This window comes from Paenarthrobacter sp. NPDC058040 (assembly GCF_042885775.1).
GTDB lineage: Bacteria > Actinomycetota > Actinomycetes > Actinomycetales > Micrococcaceae > Arthrobacter.
Map to the genome: position 1 here is coordinate 1 of NZ_JBHVRN010000006.1, position 19,932 is coordinate 19,932.

Sequence of the window (19,932 nt, forward strand, 5' to 3'; positions counted from 1 at the left end):
ATCCACCGCTCCAAACCCGCACGCCCCCTGTATCCGCACCTTGGTTCTCACGCGGGCCTCCTGGATGGTGGTGTCAGGATGCGTCCTTGGACTTTGGCTCCTTGGGCGGAAGGGGCTGCGGGTTGAGGCAGGCATCGGCCAGGATAGGCGCGGCGATGGCAATTTGCCATTCGCGTGCACCCAGCTCCCGCAATTCGGCGGACACTGCCTCGAGCGAGACATCCGCCGGCGGCCGCCACATGACGCGGCGGAGATAGTCAGGGGTGAGCAGGTTTTCAACGGGCAGCTTGAGCTCGTCAGCTTTCGCCTGCAAAGCGGGCCTTGCCGTGGCCAGGCGTGCTGCGGCTTCGGGATCGCGGTCAACCCACACGCGCGGCGGCGGTGGAGCGTTGGTGGGCAGGTGCAGCGGCGGCAGCTCGGTCAGTGCGCGTGCCGCGCTGATGCAGCGCAACCACCTCGGCGCTTCGCGCTGCGCGGACCTGCCATGGAAGCCTTTGGTGGCCAGCAGCTGGGGAACCGTGGTGGGAAGGGCCTTGGCCGCCGCGACTAAGGCGGAATCGGGAATCAGGCGGCCAGGGGCAACATCCCGCTTGCGCGCCAGCTGGTCCCTTTCAAGCCACAGTTCCCTGACTGCGGCCAACTGCCGGCGGTCGCGGATCTGGTGGAGTCCCGAGGTCTTGCGCCAGGGATCTACGCGGGGCGGCGCGATTCCTGCGGCGAGGATCCCAGCGAACTCCTGTTCTGCGAAGTCGAGTTTGCCGTCGGCTTCCAGGAGCTCAATGAGTTCTTCGCGGAGTTCGGCGAGGACCTCCACGTCCAGGGCCGCGTAGCGCAACCATGGCTCGGGGAGTGGCCGGGTGGACCAGTCCGCCGCGGAGTGTTCCTTGGCGAGGCCGAATCCGAGCAATTGCTCGATGACGGCGGCCAGGCCAACGCGGGGCAGGCCGGCGAGGCGGGCTGCGAGTTCGGTGTCGAAGAGCTTGTCCGGCCACATGCCGAGTTCGGAGAGGCAGGGGAGGTCCTGGGTGGCTGCGTGCAGGATCCACTCGACGCCACGGAGGGCATCGTTGACGATTTCCAGGTTGTCGAACGGTTCGGGGTCGATCAGCCAGGTTCCGGCGCCTTCGCGCCGGATCTGCACAAGGAATGCCCGCTGGCCGTAGCGGAAGCCGGAAGCGCGTTCGGCGTCGACGCCGGCCGGTCCGGTACCTGCGGCTATGGCGGCTGCGCAGCGCTCCAGGCCGGACGGGGTGTCAATGACGCGGGGCACGCCTTCGCGGGGCGTGTCCAGTTCAATGACAACAGGTACGTGGCCGTCGAAGCCTTCAACCGTGATGTGTGTTGTGGGATCAGCAACCGGGTCGCCGGCAGTGGTTTTTTCCAGGTTTTCAGGGGTCATGATTGCTTAAGCTTACCGATACGCGCCGTCGACGCCCGGGCCGGGGTTCGTCGGGGAGGTCAATTGAGCCTCCTGTTGGGCAGGCCAGTCACCCCTGGTGGCAGCGGAGGAAGGCCGGCAAAAGTACAAACCATGTCAGACCACGCTTCCAGATGCGCTTGCACATTGGAGTTCGCCGGCGTCCAGGACGCCCGGAGTTCTATGTCGATGGTGTCCGGGCGTTCGGCCAAGGTGCCGAAGCTCTCCGAAAGGATCCGGGTGGCAGTTCCTCCGGCAGCCCGGTAGGGTGCGGCGTGGTTCTCCAGGGCTTCGACCAGCCAGGTCCAGGCGACCGATCCGAGCATCGCGTCGTTGCCCATTTCGGCGTCCATCTGGGCGCGGATGTAGGTGACGATGCGGAACTCGCCTTCCCAGACCGCGGAGCCTTCAGGGTCATGGAGCAGGATGAACCGGCCTGTGGCAAGTTCGTCGTCTTCGTCGTCGGAAGGGCTTCCGCTGTTGTTTTCGATGAAGGCCTTGGCGGCTGGTCCGTGGACAGGGACGCGGCGGGTGGCGGCGGTAGGACTGAAGACTTCCGCGCCAAGGGCTACCGCGTACGGCGCCAGCCGGGCAGGGGCAGGGATCTCGTCCAGCCGCAATTCGCTGCGGCACTGTGCTTTTCGAAGCGTTCCCAAGGCAAAGAGAAAATCCGAGGGAACCTGTGCGAGGGCGTTCACCATCGCAGGTTATGCGCCCGGGGCGGCGATCCTGTGCAGGCTCGCCGCCCCGGAATGCGGCATTATCCGGCGGCGAGCTCCCGTTTGATGGCGGCAACAAACGCGTCGATGTCTTCTTCGGTGGTGTCGAAGGAACACATCCACCGGACCTCGCGCCGGGCAGCGTCCCAGTCATAGAACGCAAACGAGGAACGCAACCGGTCGGCAACGCCCTCGGGCAGGATGGCGAAGACCCCGTTCGACTGGGTTGCCTGGGTAGGTACAACCCCGTCGATGTCCTCGATGGCGGCGCGCAAGCGCGATGCCATGGCATTGGCGTGGCCGGCCGAGCGCAGCCAGAGGCCGTCCTCCAGCAGGGCGATGAATTGCGCGGAGATGAAGCGCATCTTCGATGCCAGCTGCATGTTCATTTTGCGCAGGAACTTCAGGCCGTGTGCGGCTTCCGGGTTCAAGGCAACCACTACTTCACCGAACAGCAGTCCGTTCTTGGTCCCGCCGAAGGACAGGATGTCGACGCCGGCATCGCGGGTAAATGCACTCAGGGGCACACCCAGGTGGGCCGCTGCATTCGCCAGCCGTGCTCCGTCCATGTGCAGCTTCATGCCCTTGGAATGGGCGTGGTCGGCGATGGCACGGACTTCCTCCGGTGTGTAGCACGTTCCGAGCTCCGTGGTCTGCGTGATGGAGACGGCCAGCGGCTGCGCGCGGTGTTCGTCTCCCCAACCCCAGGCCTCGCGGTCGATGAGCTCCGGGGTCAGCTTGCCGTCGGTGGTGGGGACGTGGAGGAGCTTGATGCCGCCGATACGTTCCGGCGCCCCGTTCTCGTCCATGTTGATGTGGGCGGTGGAGGCACAAACCACTGCTCCCCAGCGGGGCAACAGTGATTGCAGGGACAGCACGTTCGCGCCCGTGCCGTTGAAGACCGGGAAGCATTCAATTCCGGGGCCGAACTGCTGTTCCATGACCTCCTGGAGGCGGGCGGTGTAAACATCCTCGCCATAGGAAACCTGGTGGCCGCCGTTGGCGCCGGAAAGGGCAGCAAGGATCTCGGGGTGGACGCCGGAGTAGTTGTCCGACGCGAATCCGCGCACCGAGGGGTTGTGCAGACGGCCGTTATCCGTTGTGCTGCCTTCAGAGTGGATAGCTTCTGTTGTGCTCGTCACTTGTTCATTCACGCTTTCAAGTCTATTTCGCCAGCAGGATCCGCTGGCCGTTCAGGGGTTCGGCGGGCTGGTCGGCGGTCGACTGGATGCGGCCGGGGTCGGAACCGACTGTGAATACCTTGTGACCGGCGGCCCCCAACGCATGCGCCGTGGCGACGCCGGAGGCGCTGCTTCCGCCGGTCACAAGGACAGTCAGTGGTGGCATCAAGCCGCCATTGCGCCAGTGATGCCGGTGGTGGACTCGATCACGGGGCGCATCTTCTTCTCCAAGGCTTCGTAGAACATGGACAGCGGGAATTCGTCGTCGAGGACCTGGTCCGTCAGTGCCCGCGGAGGGCCCGCAAGGGGGAGTGCGTCAGGACCCTTGGCCCATACCGATGCGGGGTGCGGCGTAACGGTCTCGGAGATGAGCTGGTAGGCGGCAATCCAGTGTGCCGCCTTTGGCCGGTCGATGGAACGCCAGTACAGGTCCTCAATGCGCGCGCCCAGTTCAACCACGACGGCGGCAGCTTCCTCCCAGTCGATGCTGAGTTTGCTGTCGGTCCAGTGGAGGACGCGGTGCTGGTGCATCCAGGCAAACAGCAACTGCCCACCCAGGCCGTCGTAGTTCCTGACCCGGCTGCCCGTAATGGCAAAACGGAAGATCCGGTCGAAGATCACGGCGTACTGCACCAGCTTCGCGTGCTTGCGGGCGTCCGCGTCTGCTTCCTCGTCCTTCTCGATGCGGACTGCTTCGCGGAACGCCGTCAGGTCGCACCGAAGCTCTTCGAGGGAGTAGAGGAAGAAGGGCATCCGCTGCTTGATCATGAAGGGATCGAAGGGAAGGTCGCCACGCATGTGCGTGCGGTCGTGGATGAGGTCCCACATGACGAAGGTGCGCTGGGTGAGCTCCTGGTCCTCCAGGAGTTGGGCGGCATCCTCCGGCAGCTCCAGCGAGGTGGTTGCGGCGGCTGCCTTGAGGACGCGGCGGAAACGCGCGGCCTCACGGTCGGCAAAAATGGCACCCCAGGTGAACCTTGGCGTTTCGCGGACCGCGACTGTTTCAGGGAACAACACAGCAGAGTTGGTGTCGTAGCCGGAGGTGAAATCGACGAACCGGATCGGCACGAAGAGCTTGTTGGAGTATTCGCCGGCTTCCAGGCCGCCAATGAACTCCGGCCAGATGACCTCGATCAGGACAGCTTCAACCAAACGGTTGGTGCTTCCGTTCTGTGTGTACATCGGGAAGACCACTAGGTGCTGGAGGCCGTCGATCCGCTGTTGCTGCGGTTGGAAGGCCTGGAGGGAATCCAGGAAGTCCGGAACGCCGAAGCCGCCCTCAACCCAGCGGGCGAAGTCTGCCACGAGCAATTCCAGGTAGCGGGCGTCATGGGGGAAACTGGGTGCCAGGTTGTTGATGGCCTCGGAGAGGGTGGCCACCAGGCCTGCAGCGTCTGCGTGCGTGGCCGGATCGGCGATGGAGCCGTCCTGTTCCTGATGTGCCTGGAGGGCCGTGGCAGCGGCCTTGAGCGCCTTCCAGTCCGCGTTGTCGGCAGTGACAAGCGGAAGGGTGGAGGTGGCGATGATTGTCATGGAACTCAGCCCTTTCGAAGTAGGTAGTGCTTCTGAGGCGAGCGTAGCAACGAGAGAAGCATCGCTAATTCAAAACAGGGTCAAGCATAAGAAGCTCTTTTGCAAAGTCCGGGGCTGGGGCCCTCAAGCTCCAGCGGAAGCCGCTGAACGGTGCGGGATCCGGATCCGGAACCCGCACCACGACGATCAGGAATCGTCCGACTCCACGAGGCGAAGCGAAATCGAATTGATGCAGTACCGCTGGTCCGTGGGGGTGTCGTAGCCCTCGCCCTCAAAGACGTGGCCCAGATGGGAATCACAGTTCGCGCAGCGCACTTCGATACGCTCCATGCCCAAGGTCCGGTCATGAAGGTAGCGGACCGTGCCCTCGGCCAGCGGCGCCCAGAAAGACGGCCAGCCACAATGCGAATCGAATTTCTCTCCGCTGGTGAAGAGTTGCGCGCCGCACGCCCGGCACTGATAGACGCCCTTCGTGTGGGTGTCCCAGTATTCGCCAGTGTACGGACGCTCGGTTCCCGCCTGCCTGAGCACCCGGTACTCGTCAGGGGTCAGTTCGTCACGCCACTGGGCATCGGACTTCTCCACGGGCACGTTGGCAGTAGGGCTGGTGTTCTCAGATGAAGTCATGTCCTATGCAACGCTCAGGAGTCGCCGATAAATCCCGAGCCGGCATACAGATGCAGCACAGGGAGCCCCAATTGGTCCTGTGCCTTGTTGGCCCAGTCCGTATGGAAAGTGTCGGCGATGGCATGCGGGCGGGTGACTACCACGGCTTGGGCGGCATCGAGCGAACGCACCTTGGCAACCAGGCCGGCCACGGCACCGCCGTCGACAATCTCGCCGGTGACACCGCTTCCCAGACCCGCCAGGGCAGCCAACGAAGTTGCCAGTGCCTCCGTGGCCTCGGCCCGCTCAACCTGCGGGTCCGGCGACTTCGCGCCCAGTTCCTTGAACGCCTTGGCGATATCAAGCAACGAAAGGTTCTCCAGGAAGTCGACCAGGAGGTGCCGCTCCGTATTGGCCGGAACCAGGACGACGATCGGCGCGTCGCCGTCGTCGAGCAGCTTGGCAATGTTCGCACGGTCGTCGTGGCCGAGGGGCTCTTCTGTCAGGATGACGATGGGATCGCTCATGGCTACAGCGTAGACCCGTCGAACTCCACACCGCAGGCTTTTGACCAGCAATTCTGCCCGTCCCGAACGCGGTGTGTGCGCACCAAGCCGGCAGAGTAGAGAGAATGGAGCCATGGCATCGAAGCACAAGCCAGCGGGTGACGCTGCAGACTCCACACTCTCCTTGCGCGCCAAATGGGGCATTGCGGGAATCCTCACGGGCGGGTCACTCGCGGCCTTGGTGGCGGCAGGTTCTTCAGCGCTCGCGGTCTATTTTGCACGCCGCGTCATTACGCCCGCGGCCAGGAACGAGGACCAGGAGGTCCTCGCCGTCATCCGCGGCAACGACGGCCTGCAGGTCATCCTCGCCGCCACGCCCGATACGACGATCGACGGCGTCTTCAGCCTTTTCTTCGACGGTGGAAGGGGGCATGCAAGGATCGGCAGGATCGTGTCCTACTCGCCGGCTGAGCAAACGGTGCTCCGCGAAGTGGAGGAAACCTACAGCGGAGACCTTTCCGGGGCCCGGCGCGGTTGGTGGAGCGGTGCCGTCTACCCGGATCCCTCGGCGATAGGCCTGGCGGCCGAGGACGTGGACATCGAGGTCGACGGCGGCAAGGCCCCGGCGTGGCTGGTCCGCGCGGACGCAGCTGTGTCCGCACCGGTCTGGGCCATCATGGTGCATGGCCGGGGCGCCAACCGGCTTGAGGGACTCCGGGCGGTGCGGACGGCCAAGGAGTTGGGCCTGGACAGCTTGCTGATTTCCTACCGGAACGATGGTCTGGCGCCGTCTGCCCTGGACGGCAGGTATGGCCTCGGATCAACCGAATGGCGTGACGTGGAAGCTGCTATCGAGTACGCCCTGGAACACGGTGCCAAGGAAGTGGTTCTCTTCGGATGGTCCATGGGCGGGGCCATCAGCCTGCAAACAGCGGACCTGGCAAAGCACAGGCACCTGATCCGGGCGCTGGTGCTCGACGCACCGGTCATCAACTGGGTCAACGTCATGGCCCACCACGCCGAAATGAACAAGATTCCCTACAACGTGGGCAGGTACGGACAGCTGATGCTCAGCCATCCGCTGGGACGGCGCCTGACCGGCCTCGCCGCACCGGTGGACCTCAAAGCCATGGATTGGGAAGCCAGGGCCGTGGAGCTTCGGACGCCCACCCTGGTGATCCACAGCGTGGATGATGACTATGTTCCGTTTGAACCGTCCGCGAGCCTGGCGGAGAAGAACCCGGAAATGGTGACGTTCGAGCCCTTCCACGGTGCGCGCCATACCAAGGAATGGAACGTCGACCCAGGCAAGTGGGAACGCCTGGTCACGTCCTGGCTGCAACGGCAACTGGCTCCCCGAACCAACCCGGGAAATCCCGCGCCTGCTGTCCGGAGCGCCTGACGTCAGTCCTTCGAAGTGCCGATCTTCGCCGTGACGGCCTTGGTCAGGCGAACGAGGTCGACCGGTGACAATTCGAGGTCCAGGCCCCGGCGACCGCCTGAAACGAAGATCGTTTCAAAGGCGAACGCCGAGTCGTCCAGGACCGTTGGTGAGGGCTGGCGTTGGCCCAAGGGGGAGATCCCGCCCAGGACATAGCCAGTGCGCCGTTCGGCTGCCTTGGGGTCGGCCATGGAGGCCTTCTTGGATCCGAGGGCGCCCGCCACAGCCTTGAGGTCCAAGCTGCCGGACACGGGAACGATCCCTACAGCGAGTTTGCCCTCGACCTCCACCATGAGCGTCTTGAAGACCCTGGCGGCATCGATGCCCAGGACCTCGGCGGCTTCCAGTCCGTAGCTGGCGGCCGAAGGGTCATGGGCGTAGGGATGCGCAACGAAAGGAACGCCGGCCGCAGTCAAAGCTGCTGTAGCCGGCGTTCCCTGTGAAGCCGTTTTCTTGGCCATGGCGCTAGCGTTCGAGCCTGCTGGCCGCTGCCACTTTCCGCTTGATGCGCCCCAGCATGGCGGTCATTCCGCGCATGCGCAGGGGAGTGATGGCCCGGGTCAATCCCAGCAGCTCCGGCATGTCGTCCGGAACCGCCAGGATTTCCCGTGCCGTCAAGCCATCGAGTCCTTCATGCAGAACGCCGGCAAACCCACGGGTGGTGGGTGCTTCCGGCGGAGCCTTGAAGAACAACCGGTAGGCGCGGGCACCGGCGGGGTCGGTCCCGTTTTTCTCTGATTCGATGGTCAGGAAGAGCGGGGACTGGCATTCGACAACCTGCTCCAGCAATTCCGGATGGTCATTCAGCCGCTCCGGCAGCTCCGGCAGCCCACGGGAAAACTCGAGCAGCAGTTGCAGGCGTTCAGGCTCGGACAATGCCTGGAAGTCATCGACAATTTCCGCCAACGCGGCGGGCAAAGTGTTGGTACTCATCACTTCCAGCTTACGCACTGCGACGCCGCATGACGCGCTAGTTACGGACCAAGGCCGCAGGAACCGAGCCGCGTTCGGCGCCCTTGACGATCGGAACGCGGACGGCGTTGCCCCATTCGGTCCAGGAACCGTCGTAGTTGCGCACGGAGTCGAAGCCCAGCAGGTACTTCAGGGCGAACCACGTGTGGCTGGAGCGCTCACCGATGCGGCAGTACGCCACGACGTCGTCGCCGGCCTGCAGCCCGGCTTCGCCGAGGTACAAGGCTTCGAGTTCTTCGCGGGACCGGTAGGTGCCGTCTTCGGCAGCGGCCTTGGCCCACGGCACGGATGCGGCGGTGGGGATGTGGCCGCCGCGGAGGGCGCCCTCTTCGGGGTAGGCAGGCATGTGCGTGCGCTGGCCCGTGTACTCCTCGGGGGAGCGCACGTCGATCAGCGGGTTGCCCAAGTGAGCCAGGACGTCTTCCTTGAAGGCGCGGATGGGAGCGTCGTTGCGCTCGATTTCCGGGTAGGAACCGGCAGCCGGAGCGGGCACATCGGTGGTGAGTTCACGGCCCTCGGCGATCCACTTGTCGCGGCCACCATCGAGGAGGCGGACGTCTTCGTGGCCGAACAACGTGAAGACCCACAGGGCATAGGCGGCCCACCAGTTGGACTTGTCGCCGTAGATGACCACGGTGCTGTCGCGGGAGATCCCCTTGGAGGCAACCAACGCCGCGAAGGCTGCGCCGTCAACGTAGTCGCGGGTGACCTCATCATTCAGGTCGGTGTGCCAGTCGATCTTGACGGCGCCGGGGATGTGGCCGGTTTCGTACAGGAGGACATCCTCATCGGACTCAACAACCACCAGCTTGCCCTCGGCGAGGGCGCCGTCTGCCAGCGCTGCGGAGAGCCATTCGGTGGATACGAGTCGTTCGGGGTTCGCGTAGGCGGCGAACTTTTCGTTCTGTTCAACGGGGTAGGACATGGTGGTGGCCTTTCTGACAACGGACGGAGCCAGGCACGGGAAGGCGCTGCACCAGCCTGCCGGGCTTGCTCCCAACAGTAACCACGGGCCGCAGCCAATGCTTCCCCGCTGTTCATATGGTGAAACATGGCCTTGGTCACGTGCCCGTTCGTGAAGCCCCCGATGCCGGTATTCTTGCTGGGGACCCACAACCTGAAGAACGGACCACCGTGGTACAGATCGAACAATTGGCTGCCCGTACACCGGCAGTCTCAGTGGAAGAACTCCTCAAAGGGTTCTACCCCTCCCCGCGCTTCGGCGAGGTCTCGTTCGACAGCTACCGTCCGGACCCCTCCCAGCCCAGCCAGGCCAACGCCGTCAAGTTGCTGTCCGCGTTTGCCGACAGCGTGGGCGCCGATGACAATGGCGGGCTGTTCAAGAAGTTGTTCGCCAAGAAAACCGCCACCAGGGCTGGAATCTACCTCGATGGCGGTTTCGGCGTAGGCAAGACCCACCTTTTGGCCTCCCTGTGGCACAGGTCCCCTGGTCCGAAGGCCTTTGGCACCTTTGTTGAATACACCAACCTGGTGGGCGCGCTGTCCTTCCGAAAGACCGTGGAGGCGCTCAGCAACTACAAACTGGTCTGCATTGACGAGTTCGAATTGGACGATCCCGGCGATACTGTCCTCATGTCCCGCCTCATGCGGGAACTGGCCGACGCCGGTGTCAAGCTGGCGGCGACGTCCAACACGCTGCCGGGTTCCTTGGGTGAAGGCCGCTTCGCGGCTGTGGACTTCCAACGCGAAATCCAGGTCCTCGCGGACCAGTTCGACGTCGTGAGGATCGATGGCGAGGACTTCAGGCACCGGGGTCTGCCCGCAGCCCCGGCGCCCCTCAAAACCGAAGAACTCAAACACCGCATGCAGGCGGAGTTCGATGGCAGGACCGTGGCCGTCGACGATTTCCGCACGCTGGTGGACCACCTGGCAGGCGTCCACCCGAGTCGCTACCGTCAGTTGATTTCCGGCGTGGAAGCTGTGGTCTGGCGGGATGTGGAAACAATTACCGAGCAGGCCGTAGCCTTGCGGTTCGTGGTGCTTGCCGACCGCCTCTATGACAAGGACGTACCGATCCTGGCCAGCGGTGTTCCGTTCGACAAGCTCTTCACGGACGAGATGATGAACGGCGGTTACATGAAGAAGTACTTCCGGGCCGTCTCAAGACTGACGGCATTGGCCCGTGAGGGACAGAATCACGAGCCGGCTTGATTCCGCAAGCCGGAACAACGAACGCACTTTGATGATGGGACCGCTTGGGCAATGCCCAAGCGGTCTTTTCGTTGGGTGGCCTCATCGCTGATGTAAGGGCTCCCGCGACTTCAGGATCCAGCGGATGAGGATTCCACCGGCCAGAGCCCAGAAGGCCGCCCCAATTCCCGCGAAGCTGAGTCCGGACGCAGCAAGAAGGAACGTGATGCACGCCGGAATGCGGTCTTCCGCAACCGCCAGCGCCGAAGAGATGGATGAAGCCAATGTGCCGAGCAGCGCAAGGCCGGCCACGGCTTCCAGAAGGCCAGGCGGTGCGGCGGCGACGATCGTTACAAGGGCTGCCGAGAACACCGCCAGGAGCAGGTAAGCCAAGCCGGAGACAAAGGCGGCGATCCACCGCCTGCCGTGATCCCGGCCGGCTTCTTCTCCTGCTGCCAAGGCGGCACTGAGGGCAGCAAGATTGATGGCATGGCCGCCAAAAGGCGCGCCCACAAGGGTCCCGGCAGCGGTTACCACCATGGACGACCGCCACGGGGTGGTGAATCCAAACGACTTCAGCACCGCCACGCCGGGAATGTTTTGCGATGCCATGGTGACGATGAACAGAGGCAGGGCGATTCCGACGGCCGCTTCGACGGTGAAGGCCGGGGCCGTCCATTCGAGCCGGGGCATCAGGGAATCGAGGGGAAGCTGGACGCCGTTCACGCCAAGATGGATGCCAATGACGCCCAGCGCCACCAGCAGGGAAGCCGGGACCGCCCAGCGTGCGGCGTACTTCATCATGAGCAACCAGCACAGCGCCACCGGGCCAACCAGCAGGGGAGCGGAACCGAGTGATTTGAACGGGGCAAGGCACAAGGGGAGGAGGACCCCGGCAAGCATGGCCTGCGCAAGGGTGGTGGGAATCCTGGCCATCAGCTTTCCCAGCACCGGCAGCAAACCTGTCAGGAGGATGAGTACCCCGACGATCAGGAAGGCGCCTACGGCCGCCGGCCAGCCGCCGTCGACCATTCCTGCCGAGGCGAGCAGCGCGGCCCCCGGAGTGGACCACGCCAGCGTGATGGGGAGTTTGGACCGCCATGACAGCCAGAGGATGCCGAGCCCAAAGGCCAGCGTCAGCGCCAGCAGGCCGCTGGCCGCCTGCAACTGGTTGGCACCCACGGCCCGCAGGCCGGCCAGGACAACGGCGAAGGATGAAGTGAAACCGACCAGTGCCGTCACGATACCGGCGGAAACGGGTGGACCGAGTCCCTCTTTGCTGGTGGGGCGTTGGACAGCTGAAGAGGGCGAAGGCATAGTCTCCAAACTACCTGAGGGCCGGGCCTGGGCGGGCTCGTTAAACGCCAAGGGCACCGGTGGCGCCTCTCGGCGGGACCGGTGCCCCCTTGACGTATCTGGTATGGCGGCTCAGGCAGCTACGGCTGCTTCGGCTCATCCGCTGCGGGAGCCTGGTTGGCTTCACCGTCAGTCTTGGCCACGAAATCGGAAGCGGCGTTCTGGACGGCATCAACCTGTCCGGCGAACTTGCCGCCGGTCTTCTCGTCGATGAAGTCTCCGGCCTTTTCGATGCCATTCTGGATGGCTTCTTCGTTGCCCTGAATGAGACCCTGAGCCTTGCCCTTCAGGTCGTCAATTAATCCCACGGGCACCTCCTTTCCGTCGCGGAGCCAGTTCGCTCCTCCGGGACTGACCCTAACACCAGTCAGCAAGGGTGCCAAGGATCCTGCAGGCCACTTCGCCTAGGGCTTAGCCGCCTCCAGGTGGCGCGGGCTGTCTGGGTTCATCAAGGAGTGTTTCCGGCCATAGAGGAAGTAGATCAGCAGGCCGATGACCAGCCAGACGCCGAAGCGGAGCCACGTCTGCCAATGCAGTTGGGCCATCAGGAACGCGGAGGCGAGGACACCGAACGCGGGTACCACCGGCATCAACGGCAGGCGGAAGGTCCGAGGTGCGTCGGGTTTGGTGTAGCGGAAGACAATGACCGAGACACAGACCACCACGAATGCGGCGAGGATACCGATGTTGGTCAGGTCTGCGACTTCCTTGATGGGGAAGACGCCGGCGAGGATGGCCGAACCGGCACCCGCGATCCACGTGACGCGCTGTGGTGTGCCATGCTTGTCCGTCTTTGCGAACCACCCTGGCAGCAGGCCGTCCCGGCTCATGGAGAACCAGACCCGGGTAACGCCCAAAAGGAACGTCAGCATCACGGTGAGGATGGAGAGGACGGCGAACACCGAGATGATGGTGGCGATGACGGGCAGGCCGACGCCGGCAAACGCCGAGGCAAAACCGGCCTTGGGGTCGATGTCCTTATAGTTCTGCATGCCTGTCAGTACCAGGGTGGCCGCAACATAGAGCAGCATGGCGATGATGAGGGACAGGACGATTGCCTTGGGCATGTGCTTCTTGCCGTCTTTGGCTTCCTCGGCGGCTGTACTCATGGCGTCGTAGCCAAACACAGCGAAGAAGACCGTGGCCGCGCCGGCAAGGACAGGACCAAACCCGCTGGGCATGAACGGGTTGAAGTTCTCGGTGTTGATATAGAAGATGCCCAATCCAATGATGAACAGGATCAGGACCACCTTGATGGCCACCGCCACCAGTTCAAACCGTCCGAACGCCTTGGTTCCCCGGCTGAGGATCCACGTGACCAGGAGGCAAACGAGGATGGCGGGCAGGTTGATGATGCCGCCCTTGCCTTCATCGGCGGTGGAGGTCATCCACGTCGGCATATGTATTCCGATCCCGGACAGGAAAGCATCAAAGTAACCGGAGATACCGATGGCGACCACTGCGACGATTGCGATGTACTCCAACAGGAGGTCCCATCCGATGAACCAGCCGATGATTTCCCCGAGTGCGACGTACCCGTACGTGTAGGCCGAACCAGCCCGGGGGATCATCCCGGCGAATTCGGCGTAGGAAAGTGCGGCCGCGCCCGATGCGAGGCCGGCGACCAGGAACGAGATCAGGACTGCGGGGCCGACGCCGGGGTTGGTGGCGTCACCGTGGGCCACGAGTCCGGCCAGCGAAAAGATGCCGACGCCGATGATTCCGCCGACGCCGATGGCCGTCAGTTGCCAGAGGCCAAGGCTCTTGAAGAGCCCGCTGTGTTTGCTTTCTTCTTCGATGTCGTCGATCGGCTTTCGCCTCAGGACAGACTGGGAAGCGGTCTGTTGAATCATGGGTACTCCCAAGGGTGATTGGTGATGAGTTCGCAGTACATTATGCGAGACCAATCACATTGGATAAAGCGACTTTTTCTTAGCCTTATTGGTTACATCGGCTGATGAATTCCGGCTCGGCGGAGTTTGGGCACAAAAAAAGCAGCTCCGGGGGAGCTGCTTTTTCTTTGGAGCGGACGACGAGATTCGAACTCGCGACATCCACCTTGGCAAGGTGGTGCTCTACCAGCTGAGCTACGTCCGCACATGTTGTTCGCCTGGTTGCTACCGGGCTCTCAACAACAAACAAGTTGCCTTGTTTTGGTGGGCGATACTGGGATCGAACCAGTGACCTCTTCCGTGTCAGGGAAGCGCGCTACCGCTGCGCCAATCGCCCGTTGCCGGGTCCTTCGAAGAAGGAGAGCGGACGACGAGATTCGAACTCGCGACATCCACCTTGGCAAGGTGGTGCTCTACCAGCTGAGCTACGTCCGCACATGTTGTTCGCCTGGTTGCTACCTGGCTCTCAACAACAAACAAGTTGCCTTGTTTTGGTGGGCGATACTGGGATCGAACCAGTGACCTCTTCCGTGTCAGGGAAGCGCGCTACCGCTGCGCCAATCGCCCATGCATCCAGCAGAAGCTGGAAGGCATGGTTTTCACCGAGGTGGGTACGGGATTCGAACCCGTGTATACGGCTTTGCAGGCCGCTGCCTCGCCTCTCGGCCAACCCACCGTGTAAGCAGGATTCCGGGGAATTCATGCCTGACAGTGCCTTGCGAGCGGACGACGAGATTCGAACTCGCGACATCCACCTTGGCAAGGTGGTGCTCTACCAGCTGAGCTACGTCCGCAGTGTGGTTTGCTCCGGGCCGCCCCTTCAGGCATTCCGTCGCTTTCCGACGAGTAAAAACTCTATAGGAGGTTGCAGCAAACACCAAATCGGCGTCGTTCATATCTGCTTGATGGGGGCTGGATCCCTGAAAGTTCGGGGATTTTTGAGAGTTTCACGCCTGTAATTCCACTGCAGTAGTTTGCAGGGTCGGAGCCGTTTTGCATTCCCGGCAGGGTGGGCTAGTCTTCTATATGCACCGGGCAGTTGATGCACCGATGAACCCGGGCGATTGGCGCAGTGGTAGCGCGCTTCGTTCACACCGAAGAGGTCACTGGTTCGAACCCAGTATCGCCCACCAATGGAAACCCCCGGAACTCCGGGGGTTTTCTTGTTTGCGGCGGTAACGTCATTCCTTTGCGCCAGGAAGGGGCATGGGGTTAGCTGACCACATGCTCAATCCTTCGCATCTGAGAACGCTAATGGTTGTTCTAAGGACCGGTTCGTTCGCCGAAGCCGCACGGCGCCTCGGCTACACCTCTTCGGCTGTGTCCCAGCAAATGTCTGCCTTGGAGCGAATGGTCAGGATGTCACTGTTCGAACGCGATGCCCACGGCATTCGTCCGACTCCGGCCGCCGAATTCCTGGCTGTCAGGGCGCAAGAGGTTTTGACGGCCTATGGCATCTTTGAAGACGAAGTCAGGTCGATGGCCGAAGGCAGCATAGGGCGCATTCGGCTCGGCAGCTTTCCAACTGCCAGCCAGAAGATACTGCCGCAGGCTTTGTCGCTCTTCGTTGGTTCACCGGCCAGGGTCAAGATCGAACTCGACGAAGGCGAACCGGACAAGCTCGTTCCCTTGGTCCTGGAACGCGATCTCGACTTGGCGCTTGTTTACCAGTACGACCTGGTGCCTCATTCCTGGCCCAAAGCATTGAGTTCAACGACGCTTCTCTTCGAGGATCTGGTGCTGCTCCTGCCTGAGGGCCATCGCTTGGCGAACACGGAAATCTCACTGGCGGAACTGGAAAGTGAAACATGGATTTCGACGGGGGAGAGAACGTCCGGAGCTCGTTCTCTCCGCCGTGCGTGCGCAGTTGCGGGATTCGAACCGGACGTGAGCTTTCGAAGCAACGATTACGACGTCGTACGAGGATTCGTGCGAAGCGGGTTGGGCGTCGCACTGGTTCCAGCCTTGGGGCATGTGGACACGGAGGGGGTTGCAACGGCGTCGGTCTCGGACCTTTATGTGCGCAGGCGTGTCCTCGCGATCCATCCGCACACGAGCGTCAACCCCGCTGTCCAAGGCGCCGTCACGGCATTGCAACAAGCGGCCCGGGAGGTGGCAGGCAGCACACCGAGGGTTTCCACGGCCTAGTCTCCTCGGTCATGCGAGCCCAAGCATTACTTAGTCCGGCATGACCAACTGTGGTCCTGAAGCTCTGGTGAATGGCTTGAGGGGAGCTGCAAGCTTGGAGGCATAACTGCTAATGCTTCAAGACATAGGGATGGCACAGTGACTGACGGTGTATTTGGACTGATGGATGAGTGGGGACCCGAAAAGATCGTCGTCGTCTCTGATCGAAAAACGGGTATGCGCGGGGTCTTGGTTCTGGACAACACTGCACGGGGAACAGGCAAAGGTGGAACTCGAATGAGTCCCAGCCTCACTGTCCAGGAAGTTGCCCGGCTGGCGCGAACCATGACGTGGAAATGGGCGGCCGTGGATCTCTTCCACGGCGGGGCCAAGGCCGGCATCCTGGGAGACCCCAACGATCCCAACAAGGAAGCAATCCTTCGGGCTTTCGCCCGTGCCCTCTCCAACGAGGTCCCGTCAGAGTACGTTTTCGGGCTGGACATGGGCTTATCCGAGGAGGACGCGGCGATCTTCCGGGACGAACTGGGAGACCGCGGTGCGTCCACAGGCCTCCCTCGGGCGCTAGGGGGTTTCCCCTATGATCAGCTCGGTGTGACAGGGTATGGCGTAGCCGAAGCAGCGGAGGCGGCAGCCCAAAACCGGAACTTCTCCTTGGCGGGCGCGCGTGTAGCCATCCAAGGGTTCGGCGCTGTCGGTCAAGCCGCAGCTGTTCGCTTCGTGGAGCTGGGGGCCAGCGTTGTGGCGGTCTCAACAGCGGAAGGGGCGGTCCATGATGCCAACGGTCTTGACATAGCCAAGCTGGTCGGCCTCCGCGCCGAGTCCGGAGATGCGTGCGTCCACCGTTACGGGCCCGTACGTCCATCAGATACCGCGCTGAATGTGGACGCCGACATTCTGGTGCCCGCCGCCCGCGAAGACACTGTCAATGATGTCGTAGCCGCATCAACCAACGTGTTGCTCATTATTGAAGGGGCGAACTTGCCCACATCGCCCAGCTCGCGCAGGATCCTTCACGAACGCGGCATTGCGGTAGTCCCCGATTTCATTGCCAATGCCGGTGGAATTGTTGCCGCAGCCCATTCCATGGCGGCACGGTATTCTCCTTTTGCTGTGGATCCTGAGGATATCTTCACGATGATCTCCACGAAACTCAGGGCCAACACCACGGCCGTTCTTGAAGAAAGCACCCGCTCCGGGCTGACATCGCACGAAGCCGCCTACAGGTTGGCGCAAGGGCGCGTACGTGAGGCAATGGAAGTGCGGCGCCAGATTCCCCGGAAGGCCACTGACGTCATTGACGTTCTGGTCTGAACCCAGCAACCAATTATCATTCGACCAGTCCTGCCCTCTTTGCCCCCGCACTGAAACTTGGACAACCCAGAAAGGATTCAGATGAATCAGGCCGGCCCTCTGTTTATGAGTGGTTCAGATATCGCCAAGGCCATTTCGGTTCCCGCCGCCGTCACCAGGCTTCGAGAGACCCTTGAGGGAGGGCTGGATCCCGAGAACGACGGACTAAGGAACCGGCTCGCCACCTATGATGGGGGTCAATTCCTGCAGATGCCTTCGACCTCGGGACAGTACACGGGGACAAAGCTGCTGACGATCAGTCCCGGTAACGCATCTTCCGGTTTACCGGTCATCCAAGGTATCTATGCTCTTTTTGGTGGCCCCGATCAGCGTCCCCTGGCAATTCTGGATGGACGCGCACTAACGAATCTCCGGACTCCTGCAGTGTCGGCTCTGGGTGCATTGCACCTGGCCTCATCGGAACCGCAGCGGCTGCTCGTCTTCGGGACGGGACCCCAGGCCTGGGAGCACATCAAAGCCTTCAACAGCGTCTTTGCCCTGACCGGAACAGGTATTGTTGGGCGAAATCAGGCGGCGGCCCAAGTCCTGGCAGCCCGCGCGTCGGCGATAGGGATCGAGGCGGAAGTCGCGACCACTGACCAAGTCTCGGAAGCAGACATCATCATCTGCTGTACCGCTTCGGCCAACCCTCTGTTTGATGGTTCCTTGGTGAGGGAAACTTCCGTCGTCGTCTCGATGGGCTCGCACGAACCAGAAAGCCGGGAGCTCGATGATGTGCTGATGTCGCGGGCGAGTATCTGCGTCGAGTCGCTTCAGAGTTCCCAGCGTGAGGCCGGGGAAATCATCCAAGCAATGGCCTCAGGAGCGATCACTGGGCCCGATCAACTCATCACCCTCGCGGACTTGGTCTGCGGCCGTCGGAGTATTCAGGAAGGACGCCCCGCCGTCTTCAAGACGACAGGTATGCCCTGGCAAGACCTCGCGATCGCGGCGGCAGCCTTCGAAATCCACTCCGCGGAAACCCGCGCCCCTTCGGTGGTACGGGCCGCTGCGCATTGAGAACCTCCAGGCCGGGCAGCCACGATGCTGATGCAGCCATGCCCAGGCTGGAGGTTCTCCGGTGATCCCCTGCGCTACGACATAAATTGCCGTGTCGTAGGGTTGTCCTTGCCCTATGCCCTATGCCCTATGCCCCTTGGCTCAGACGCCGCGGCCCGGGGTGAGTATTCCCTGCGGATCGAAAGCGTTCTTGATCCGAAGGTGCGCCGCGCGGGTGGCGGGGTCCAGTTGCTTTGTCAAGGATCCGAATTTGAGCGATCCAACGCCGTGCTCTCCGCTGATTGTGCCGCCGAGTCGAAGCGCCGTATCGGTGATGAGGTCCAGAATCCGTTCGGCTTCAGCGTAGGCCTCGTTCGATTCGTCAGCTATGACAACCGAGGGGTGGAGGTTTCCATCGCCGGCGTGGGCGAATGTCGGGATGGCCACTTTCTCCTTCGCGCTGATAATTTCCAGGGCATCGAACATCTCGGCGAGACGGGCGATGGGCACGGCGACGTCGCAGGAGGCACGCAGGCCCCTGGCGTCGAGCGCCTTGCCGGATACGCGGCGTGCTTCAAGGAGCACGTCGCCCTCTGCCTGCTCGACATCGCTGGCGCCTGCGTTCTTGCAGAGCCTTGCAGCAAAGGCCGCATCCCCTTCCGATGTGGGTGAAATGAATTGGCCAACAAGAATGGCGGCACCGTTTGTCGAGAGCCCTGTCGGGTGGAAGTTTTCGACGATTTCCACGCTGGCCCTGTCCATCAGTTCCATGACCTCGGGGACTATGTGGCTGCTCATGATGCTTGCAACTGCTCGGCCGGCGGCCGCAACTGTAGGAAATGTCGCACGAAAGGTGACAGCCTTCCCGGCAGGGCGGGGTTTCAGTCTGACAGTGGCCGAGGTAACGATGCCCAGCGTTCCCTCCGAACCGACAAACAGGCTGGTCAGGTCGTACCCGACCACGTTCTTCCGAGTCTTTGAGCCGGTGCGGATAATTTCGCCGTCAGCCAGCACGACTTCCAGTTCGGCCACGCTGTCGCTGGTCACGCCGTGCTTCACGCATCGGAGCCCGCCGGCGTTGGTGGCAATGTTCCCGCCGATCGTCGACTGGCGGAAGCTGGCGGGATCGGGCGCGTACATGAGCCCGTACTCGGCGGCGGCAGCGTCAACATCAGCGGTGATGACGCCGGCCTGGACCTCGGCGAGTCTGTTTCCTGGATCAATGCCGAGGATGTTGTCCATGTCGGCGAGGGAAATAACCAGACCGCCAGGGTATGCAACTGCGCCGCCGGCGAGCCCGGTGCCCGCCCCCCGGACTGAGACAGTGAGGTGGTTCCGTGCTGCCCACCGGACGCCCGCCACGACGTCCTGGGTTGTGCGCGCGAGCAGGACAGCAAGCGGCAGTCCCTTGGGTGTGGCCCGCGAGGCGTCGGAAGAGTAGCGATGCAGGTGGTCCGGATCGGTCAGGACCTTGCCTTCCAGCCCTTCCGTCAATTCCTTGATGATACTCACTTTGATGTTTCCTTTGTCTGGTCGGGATCAGACCTGGCTCGTCATGAACCGAGAGATGGGGGTGGGGGGCGCGGGGGGGGCCCCCCCACCGGTAAGAGATAAGTTGTTTGGATCGTCAGGTGATTGGTGGGGGGGGGTATTGGGCGGGC

The 19,932-nt window shown here is 62.7% G+C and carries 19 protein-coding genes and 7 tRNA genes; 6 read left to right on the top strand and 20 right to left on the bottom strand.

Annotated features, from left to right (window positions below; translation table 11 throughout):
• Positions 1-73: 73 nt before the first annotated feature.
• From ACFVSJ_RS09305 to ACFVSJ_RS09335, 7 genes are all read right to left on the bottom strand, one after another.
• Positions 74-1,399, bottom strand: coding sequence for an HRDC domain-containing protein (locus ACFVSJ_RS09305; RefSeq protein ID WP_387436187.1), 1,326 nt, complete (start codon positions 1,397-1,399; stop codon positions 74-76).
• A 59-nt stretch (positions 1,400-1,458) separates the two neighbouring features.
• Positions 1,459-2,118: a DUF3000 domain-containing protein gene (locus ACFVSJ_RS09310; RefSeq protein ID WP_387436189.1), complete on the bottom strand. Its 660-nt coding sequence runs from the start codon at positions 2,116-2,118 to the stop codon at positions 1,459-1,461.
• Between the two features lie 59 nt (positions 2,119-2,177).
• On the bottom strand, positions 2,178-3,257 hold the full coding sequence (locus ACFVSJ_RS09315) for a threonine aldolase family protein (RefSeq protein WP_387436691.1): 1,080 nt from the start codon (positions 3,255-3,257) through the stop codon (positions 2,178-2,180).
• Positions 3,258-3,300: 43 nt separating this feature from the next.
• Positions 3,301-3,483 carry a hypothetical protein gene (locus ACFVSJ_RS09320; RefSeq protein WP_387436191.1) on the bottom strand — a complete coding sequence of 61 codons (183 nt, stop codon included), beginning with the start codon at positions 3,481-3,483 and terminating at the stop codon, positions 3,301-3,303.
• On the bottom strand, positions 3,483-4,850 hold the full coding sequence (locus ACFVSJ_RS09325) for a DUF6421 family protein (protein WP_387436193.1): 1,368 nt from the start codon (positions 4,848-4,850) through the stop codon (positions 3,483-3,485). Before ACFVSJ_RS09325 ends, ACFVSJ_RS09320 begins: the two co-directional genes overlap by 1 nt.
• A gap of 186 nt (positions 4,851-5,036) precedes the next feature.
• Positions 5,037-5,477, bottom strand: coding sequence for a peptide-methionine (R)-S-oxide reductase MsrB (gene msrB, locus ACFVSJ_RS09330; RefSeq protein WP_387436196.1), 441 nt, complete (start codon positions 5,475-5,477; stop codon positions 5,037-5,039).
• 14 nt (positions 5,478-5,491) lie between these two features.
• Positions 5,492-5,983, bottom strand: a complete 492-nt coding sequence (locus ACFVSJ_RS09335; RefSeq protein ID WP_387436198.1) for a hypothetical protein — start codon at positions 5,981-5,983, stop codon at positions 5,492-5,494.
• 112 nt (positions 5,984-6,095) lie between these two features.
• Here ACFVSJ_RS09335 and ACFVSJ_RS09340 point away from each other — a divergent pair, with 112 nt between their 5' ends.
• Complete coding sequence (locus tag ACFVSJ_RS09340; protein ID WP_387436200.1) at positions 6,096-7,364, top strand: alpha/beta hydrolase family protein; 1,269 nt, start codon at positions 6,096-6,098, stop codon at positions 7,362-7,364.
• A gap of 2 nt (positions 7,365-7,366) precedes the next feature.
• Here ACFVSJ_RS09340 and ybaK read toward each other — a convergent pair whose 3' ends face one another.
• From ybaK to ACFVSJ_RS09355, 3 genes are read right to left on the bottom strand one after another with little or no spacing between them, the layout of a single operon-like run.
• Positions 7,367-7,864: a Cys-tRNA(Pro) deacylase gene (ybaK, locus tag ACFVSJ_RS09345; protein ID WP_387436202.1), complete on the bottom strand. Its 498-nt coding sequence runs from the start codon at positions 7,862-7,864 to the stop codon at positions 7,367-7,369.
• A gap of 4 nt (positions 7,865-7,868) precedes the next feature.
• Positions 7,869-8,336: a SufE family protein gene (locus ACFVSJ_RS09350; RefSeq protein WP_387436204.1), complete on the bottom strand. Its 468-nt coding sequence runs from the start codon at positions 8,334-8,336 to the stop codon at positions 7,869-7,871.
• Positions 8,337-8,373: 37 nt separating this feature from the next.
• A complete protein-coding gene (locus ACFVSJ_RS09355; protein ID WP_387436206.1) occupies positions 8,374-9,300 on the bottom strand; it encodes a sulfurtransferase in 927 nt (308 codons plus the stop codon).
• A 209-nt stretch (positions 9,301-9,509) separates the two neighbouring features.
• Here ACFVSJ_RS09355 and zapE point away from each other — a divergent pair, with 209 nt between their 5' ends.
• Positions 9,510-10,547 (top strand): cell division protein ZapE, encoded by a 1,038-nt coding sequence (zapE, locus tag ACFVSJ_RS09360; RefSeq protein ID WP_387436208.1) that lies wholly within the window; start codon positions 9,510-9,512, stop codon positions 10,545-10,547.
• 81 nt (positions 10,548-10,628) lie between these two features.
• On the opposite strand, the gene ACFVSJ_RS09365 is transcribed toward zapE, so the two are convergent.
• From ACFVSJ_RS09365 to ACFVSJ_RS09405, 9 genes are all read right to left on the bottom strand, one after another.
• Positions 10,629-11,843: a benzoate/H(+) symporter BenE family transporter gene (locus tag ACFVSJ_RS09365; protein ID WP_387436210.1), complete on the bottom strand. Its 1,215-nt coding sequence runs from the start codon at positions 11,841-11,843 to the stop codon at positions 10,629-10,631.
• A 119-nt stretch (positions 11,844-11,962) separates the two neighbouring features.
• Entirely contained in the window at positions 11,963-12,196 is a 234-nt protein-coding gene (locus ACFVSJ_RS09370) for an antitoxin (protein ID WP_387436212.1), read from the bottom strand.
• A gap of 90 nt (positions 12,197-12,286) precedes the next feature.
• The gene (locus ACFVSJ_RS09375; protein WP_387436214.1) at positions 12,287-13,735 is read right to left on the bottom strand and encodes an amino acid permease; all 1,449 of its coding nucleotides are present in this window, start codon (positions 13,733-13,735) and stop codon (positions 12,287-12,289) included.
• A gap of 168 nt (positions 13,736-13,903) precedes the next feature.
• Positions 13,904-13,979: transfer RNA gene (locus ACFVSJ_RS09380), tRNA-Gly, on the bottom strand.
• Between the two features lie 57 nt (positions 13,980-14,036).
• Positions 14,037-14,111 (bottom strand) — tRNA-Val (locus tag ACFVSJ_RS09385).
• 25 nt (positions 14,112-14,136) lie between these two features.
• Positions 14,137-14,209 (bottom strand) — tRNA-Gly (locus ACFVSJ_RS09390).
• A gap of 57 nt (positions 14,210-14,266) precedes the next feature.
• Positions 14,267-14,341 (bottom strand) — tRNA-Val (locus tag ACFVSJ_RS09395).
• Positions 14,342-14,379: 38 nt separating this feature from the next.
• A tRNA-Cys gene (locus ACFVSJ_RS09400) sits at positions 14,380-14,450 on the bottom strand.
• 45 nt (positions 14,451-14,495) lie between these two features.
• A tRNA-Gly gene (locus ACFVSJ_RS09405) sits at positions 14,496-14,568 on the bottom strand.
• A 264-nt stretch (positions 14,569-14,832) separates the two neighbouring features.
• Between ACFVSJ_RS09405 and ACFVSJ_RS09410 the strand changes: the two genes are divergently transcribed.
• From ACFVSJ_RS09410 to ACFVSJ_RS09425, 4 genes are all read left to right on the top strand, one after another.
• Positions 14,833-14,907, top strand: a tRNA-Val gene (locus ACFVSJ_RS09410).
• 91 nt (positions 14,908-14,998) lie between these two features.
• Positions 14,999-15,922 (top strand): LysR family transcriptional regulator, encoded by a 924-nt coding sequence (locus tag ACFVSJ_RS09415; protein ID WP_387436693.1) that lies wholly within the window; start codon positions 14,999-15,001, stop codon positions 15,920-15,922.
• Between the two features lie 162 nt (positions 15,923-16,084).
• Positions 16,085-17,233 carry a Glu/Leu/Phe/Val dehydrogenase gene (locus ACFVSJ_RS09420; RefSeq protein WP_387436695.1) on the top strand — a complete coding sequence of 383 codons (1,149 nt, stop codon included), beginning with the start codon at positions 16,085-16,087 and terminating at the stop codon, positions 17,231-17,233.
• 105 nt (positions 17,234-17,338) lie between these two features.
• Positions 17,339-18,292: an ornithine cyclodeaminase family protein gene (locus ACFVSJ_RS09425; RefSeq protein ID WP_387436217.1), complete on the top strand. Its 954-nt coding sequence runs from the start codon at positions 17,339-17,341 to the stop codon at positions 18,290-18,292.
• A gap of 141 nt (positions 18,293-18,433) precedes the next feature.
• Here the strand turns inward: ACFVSJ_RS09425 and ACFVSJ_RS09430 are convergent, their stop codons facing one another.
• The gene (locus ACFVSJ_RS09430; RefSeq protein ID WP_387436219.1) at positions 18,434-19,783 is read right to left on the bottom strand and encodes an FAD-binding oxidoreductase; all 1,350 of its coding nucleotides are present in this window, start codon (positions 19,781-19,783) and stop codon (positions 18,434-18,436) included.
• Between the last annotated feature and the right edge of the window lie 149 nt (positions 19,784-19,932).

Coding starts and splice junctions, on each gene's coding strand:
- ACFVSJ_RS09305 (WP_387436187.1), bottom strand. CDS start 1,399: ATGACCCCTGAAAACCTGGAAAAAACCACTGCCGGCGACCCGGTTGCT.
- ACFVSJ_RS09310 (WP_387436189.1), bottom strand. CDS start 2,118: ATGGTGAACGCCCTCGCACAGGTTCCCTCGGATTTTCTCTTTGCCTTG.
- ACFVSJ_RS09320 (WP_387436191.1), bottom strand. CDS start 3,483: ATGCCACCACTGACTGTCCTTGTGACCGGCGGAAGCAGCGCCTCCGGC.
- ACFVSJ_RS09325 (WP_387436193.1), bottom strand. CDS start 4,850: ATGACAATCATCGCCACCTCCACCCTTCCGCTTGTCACTGCCGACAAC.
- msrB (WP_387436196.1), bottom strand. CDS start 5,477: ATGACTTCATCTGAGAACACCAGCCCTACTGCCAACGTGCCCGTGGAG.
- ACFVSJ_RS09335 (WP_387436198.1), bottom strand. CDS start 5,983: ATGAGCGATCCCATCGTCATCCTGACAGAAGAGCCCCTCGGCCACGAC.
- ACFVSJ_RS09340 (WP_387436200.1), top strand. CDS start 6,096: ATGGCATCGAAGCACAAGCCAGCGGGTGACGCTGCAGACTCCACACTC.
- ybaK (WP_387436202.1), bottom strand. CDS start 7,864: ATGGCCAAGAAAACGGCTTCACAGGGAACGCCGGCTACAGCAGCTTTG.
- ACFVSJ_RS09350 (WP_387436204.1), bottom strand. CDS start 8,336: ATGAGTACCAACACTTTGCCCGCCGCGTTGGCGGAAATTGTCGATGAC.
- ACFVSJ_RS09355 (WP_387436206.1), bottom strand. CDS start 9,300: ATGTCCTACCCCGTTGAACAGAACGAAAAGTTCGCCGCCTACGCGAAC.
- ACFVSJ_RS09365 (WP_387436210.1), bottom strand. CDS start 11,843: ATGCCTTCGCCCTCTTCAGCTGTCCAACGCCCCACCAGCAAAGAGGGA.
- ACFVSJ_RS09375 (WP_387436214.1), bottom strand. CDS start 13,735: ATGATTCAACAGACCGCTTCCCAGTCTGTCCTGAGGCGAAAGCCGATC.
- ACFVSJ_RS09415 (WP_387436693.1), top strand. CDS start 14,999: ATGCTCAATCCTTCGCATCTGAGAACGCTAATGGTTGTTCTAAGGACC.
- ACFVSJ_RS09420 (WP_387436695.1), top strand. CDS start 16,085: ATGGATGAGTGGGGACCCGAAAAGATCGTCGTCGTCTCTGATCGAAAA.
- ACFVSJ_RS09425 (WP_387436217.1), top strand. CDS start 17,339: ATGAGTGGTTCAGATATCGCCAAGGCCATTTCGGTTCCCGCCGCCGTC.